5 protein-coding genes are annotated in these 4,653 nt (G+C 67.5%); all 5 read left to right on the top strand.

Annotation, left to right across the window (positions count from 1 at the left end):
* Positions 1-269 (top strand): ABC transporter permease (locus VEY12_04885; GenBank protein ID HYM39466.1); only part of this gene is annotated, 269 nt, incomplete at its 5' end.
* 1 nt (position 270) lies between these two features.
* The gene (locus VEY12_04880) at positions 271-1,194 is read left to right on the top strand and encodes an ABC transporter permease (protein ID HYM39465.1); all 924 of its coding nucleotides are present in this window, start codon (positions 271-273) and stop codon (positions 1,192-1,194) included.
* Positions 1,195-2,151 carry an ABC transporter ATP-binding protein gene (locus tag VEY12_04875; GenBank protein HYM39464.1) on the top strand — a complete coding sequence of 319 codons (957 nt, stop codon included), beginning with the start codon at positions 1,195-1,197 and terminating at the stop codon, positions 2,149-2,151.
* The gene (locus VEY12_04870) at positions 2,148-3,464 is read left to right on the top strand and encodes an ABC transporter ATP-binding protein (GenBank protein HYM39463.1); all 1,317 of its coding nucleotides are present in this window, start codon (positions 2,148-2,150) and stop codon (positions 3,462-3,464) included. The genes VEY12_04875 and VEY12_04870 overlap by 4 nt, the downstream gene beginning before the upstream one ends.
* Positions 3,465-3,503: 39 nt before the next feature.
* On the top strand, positions 3,504-4,433 hold the full coding sequence (locus VEY12_04865) for a hypothetical protein (GenBank protein ID HYM39462.1): 930 nt from the start codon (positions 3,504-3,506) through the stop codon (positions 4,431-4,433).
* Positions 4,434-4,653: the final 220 nt, after the last annotated feature.

Genomic DNA, 4,653 nt, shown 5'->3' with positions numbered 1-4,653 from the left:
CCATCGTGTACCGCTATGCGTTCAAGAACGCCCTGATCCCCGTGGTCACGATTCTGGGCCTCCAGTTCGCGATCCTGTTCGCGGGCGCCGTCCTCACGGAGCGCACGTTCTCGTGGGACGGGATGGGCACGCTCCTCCTGGACTCGATCAACTCGAAGGACTACCCGATGATCCAGGGTACGATCGTGATCTACGCGCTCATCATCATCGTGATCTCGGTCTGCATCGACATCGTGAACGGGATCATCGACCCCCGCGTGAGGTACTGAGATGGCGACCGAAACCCGGAAGCGCGACGAGGTGACCTGGGAGTCCATCTTCGGTCCGCGCACCCTCCTGGGCCGGTTCGTCCACCCCATGCTGGAGCAGCGGAAGACCCTCGCGGGCCGCCTCGCCTGGCTCGGCCTCGTGCTCCTGATCGCTTTCATCGTGATCGCGGTGTTCGCGCCGATCCTCGCGCCGTACGACCCCACGGTCCTCACGTCGACCCTGAACCAGCCTCCGAGCGCGGCGCACTGGATGGGGACGGACGACCTGGGCCGCGACGTGTTCAGCCGTGTCCTCTGGGGCGCGCGCAGCTCGCTCGAGATCATGGTCATCGGCGTCCTCCTGGCGCTCGTGATCGGCTTCCCCGTGGGCCTGTTCTCCGGCTACCACGGCGGCTACCTGGACCGCGTCCTCGTCCTCGTCATGGACTCCGTGTACGCGTTCCCCGGGCTCCTCCTGGCGGCCCTCGTGGCGCTCTTCCTGGGCAAGGGCGTCCTGAACATCGGCATCGCGATCACGGTGATCTACATCCCCCTGTACTACCGCGTCACGAGAAACCACACCCTCTCCGTGAAGGAGGAAACCTATGTGGAGGCCGCCCGCGCCCTCGGGGCGAAGCCCCGGACCGTGATGTGGTCCTACATCGCATCCAACGTCCTCGTCTCGATCCCCGTGATCTTCTCCTTGAACGCCGCGGACGCGATCCTGACCGCCGCGGGCCTTTCCTTCCTGGGCTTCGGCCTGGAGCGCCCGACCCCGGACTGGGGCCTCGACCTGAGCGACGCCCAGCGCTTCCTGGGGAACGGGATCTGGTGGACGTCCGTCTTCCCGGGCCTCATGATCATCCTCCTCACCGTGGGCCTGAGCTTCCTCGGGGAGGGCCTCAACGACCTCGTGAACCCGTTGCTCAAGAAGGAGCGGCAGTAGATGGACGAGCTCCTGCGGATCGAGGACCTCTCCGTCCACTACAAGACGTTGCGGGGCGAGGTGCGGGCAATCGATGGCGTCAGCCTGACCCTTCCCGAAGGGGAGACCGTCGGCGTCGTGGGCGAGACAGGCTGCGGCAAGTCCACCCTGGGCAAGGCGATCTTGGGCGTCCTGCCGTACGGGACGCGCGTCACCGGCCACGTGTGGTTCCGCGGGAAGGACCTCCCCTCCCTGGCCGAGGAGGACTTCCGCCTGGTCCGCGGCAAGGACTTGGCGCTCATCTTCCAGGATCCCATGACCCGGCTGAATCCCTTGATGACCATCGACGCCCACTTCGTGGAGACGATCCGGGCCCACGAGGACGTCCGCGAGGATGAGGCGCGCGAGCGGGCCGTCAGCGCGCTCACGTCCATGGGCATCCCGGAGTCCCGGATCCACAACTTCCCCCACGAGTTCTCGGGCGGCATGCGGCAGCGGATCATGATCGCCCTGGCCCTCGTCCTGCGGCCGTCCCTGCTGATCGCGGACGAGCCCACGACCTCCTTGGACGTGATCGTGGAGGCGGGGATCCTCGAGATCCTCGAGGACCTCAAGCGCGCCTACCGGATGTCGCTCCTCTTGATCACCCACAACCTCGGGATCGTCGCGGAGGTGTGCGACCGGGTGGCCGTCCTCTACGCCGGGAGGCTCGTGGAGATCGGCGCCGTTCGGGACATCTTCGCGCGGCCCATCCATCCGTACACCCGCGGCCTCCTGCGCTCCGTGATCCATCTGGAGACCAAGGAGCTCTTCTCGATCGACGGCAGCCCACCGGACCTGTACGAGCCGCCCTCGGGTTGCCGCTTCCACCCACGGTGCCCGTTCGCGAAGGACGTCTGCCGGGACGTGGACCCGCCCCTCGTGGAGTTCCGGACGGGCCAGCGCGCCGCGTGCCACTTCGGAGGCGAGTTCCTGTGACCGCCGAGGCGGTCCCCTGGGAGTCGGGGTCCGACCTCGTCACGGTTCGAGGCCTCAAGGTGCACTACCCTGTGAAGCTCCCCTTCCTGCAGCGCATGCTCCTCCGGGACAAGGCGGTCGTCCACGCGGTGGACGGAGTGGACTTCGCCCTCCGGCCGGGAGAGATTTTCGGGCTGGTCGGGGAGAGCGGCTGCGGGAAGACGACCGTGGGCCGAACGATCCTGCGCCTCGTCGAGCCCACGGAGGGCACCGTCGTCTTCGAGGGCAGGGACATCACCCATCTCAAGGAGAGGCGGCTCGAAGCCTTCCGCCGGAGGGCGCAGATCGTGTTCCAGGATCCCCATGCCGCCCTCAACCCGGCGATGTCCATCGGGCGCGCGATCGGGCACCCCCTCGAGATTCATGGAGTCACGAGCGCCGGAGCCGCGGACACGGCCGCCCCCGTGCAGGCCACGGATCATGACGTCGCGGAAGAGCAGCGCCAAGCCGTCCTCGAGATCATGCGGGAGGTGGGGCTGACGCCCGAGGAGCAACTGTACGAGAAGTATCCCGCGGACCTGAGCGGCGGCCAGAAGCAGCGCGCCGTGATCGCCCGGGCCATGATCCTGCGGCCCAAGCTCATCGTGGCGGACGAGCCCGTGGCCATGCTCGACATGTCGATCCGTGCGCGCGTCCTCGAACTCATGATCGACCTGAAGAACCGCCACCGCCTCACGTACTTGTTCATCACCCACGACCTGGCCACCGCGAAGTTCGTGTGCGACCGGATCGCGATCATGTACCTGGGCCGCATCGTCGAGATGGGTCCGGCAAAGGAGATCTACCAGCATCCGAAGCACCCGTACACGCGCGCCCTCCTCGCCGCGATCCCCGTTCCCGACCCCACGAAACGTGCGGCCAAGGATCTGCCCAAGGGAGAGGTCCCCGATGCGGTGTACCCGCCCGCGGGCTGCCGATTCCATCCGCGTTGCGCGGTCGCCCTGTCCACCTGCGGCTGGGAGGGCCGGGACGTGATCACGTACCTGGAGGAACGGTGGCTGGATCTCGTGCGCGCCCGGGCCGAGGCGTCCGTAGGCCCCGTCGAGTCGTGGAGCGCGAAGGGGCTCGAGGCGCGTCGGGCGGGCCGGGAGGAGAGCCCGGACCGGCTCGTGGCCCGCGTGCGGGAAGTCCTCGCGGGCGCGCCGCGGCCGCTCCTCGACGCGATCCAGGACCTGCGGGCGGAGGGAGGAGACGTCGTCGTCCGCTTCCGCCCGCCCGCGCCCCTGGCGCCCAAGGACGTCGACGGGCGCATCGTCGAGTGTCTGCTGTACTGACCGCCAAGGCTTATGCGGGTCCCGCGGTTCGGGGCCTGCATGGAAGAGGTGCGGAGCTTCGCCGCCTCCTTCCCCGCGTTCTGCGATCGCGGGGCGGTCCGTGTCCCGGGGCTGGGCGCGATGCCCTCCCTCGAGGGCGCGCGTCCGTTCGACATGAGCGCGGAGGCCCTCTCCAGCTTCCGGATCGAGGCGCCCAAGGACCCCGAGACCTTACCTAACATGCTCCGACTCGGACCCGAGGCGGCCGCGTTCTACGCCTCGTTCCGGCTCGAACCGGAGCGGTGGGGCATCTACCTCCGGGGCCCCAGCATCCGGGCGCTGCGGGAGGAGTACCACCGGATCCTTTGGCGGGACCTCGGGAAGTACGCGGACCGCGACGTGAGCGACGTCGCGGAACGGGTGGAGTACAGCCTCGTGCTGGACTACCTGCTCACTCATGCGAAGTTCCACTTCTTGGTCGACCGGACCGCGGCGGAGTGGGAACGGCAGTCCGGCACCCCACGGTATGCGCCGTACCAGGCGAGGTGGTACGGCCCGCCCGCGAAGCCCGTGGCCCAGCAGCCCGAGGACGTCGGCAACCTGGAGGAAGCCCTCGCGAACCTGGACGCGTTCCGCACGTACATCAACCCGACCTACGGCGAGGGCGTCGCCGCCGTAGTCGACGGCCGCCTGGACCCGAGGAACGTGGACGAGTGGAAGGCGTTCTTCATCGGCGGGCGCTTCGCGGTCGAGATGGCGAACGTGTTCTCGCGGCAGCCCGCGGGGTGGAAGGACTTCGCGCGGTTCCTGAACCGCAAGACCTCTGTGGGATCGACGAACTACGTGCGGATCCAGTACTCGTACAACCCAGAGCTGTTGGAACGAGGCCAGAGGGAACTGGCCAAGCGTCTCGCGCGGGACGGCACGCCGAATCCGGAGAACCCGTTCAAGGACGCGAACGTCGAGATGCCGAACGTGTACCTGCTCTGAGTCCGTTCACGCATTCCAGGTGGGTTTCCCACTTTCATGTACCTCCCAGGAGTACGGTTTTCACCCCGGATCGCTTTCGTGTATTTGCGTGAAACGAAAGTCGATGATGAAACGGGTCCGTCGAGGCAGGCGCAAGGGCCATGCCTTCGGGTTCATCGTGACATGGGATGTTGACAGCTCAGATCGCAGCACCTGCGAGCGGGTTCGAAGGTTCGTCTTC

This window comes from Thermoplasmata archaeon, assembly GCA_035632695.1.
GTDB lineage: Archaea > Thermoplasmatota > Thermoplasmata > RBG-16-68-12 > RBG-16-68-12 > RBG-16-68-12.
The sequence above is the reverse complement of the archived record's forward strand: the minus strand, read 5'-3'. Positions and strand labels throughout refer to the sequence as shown.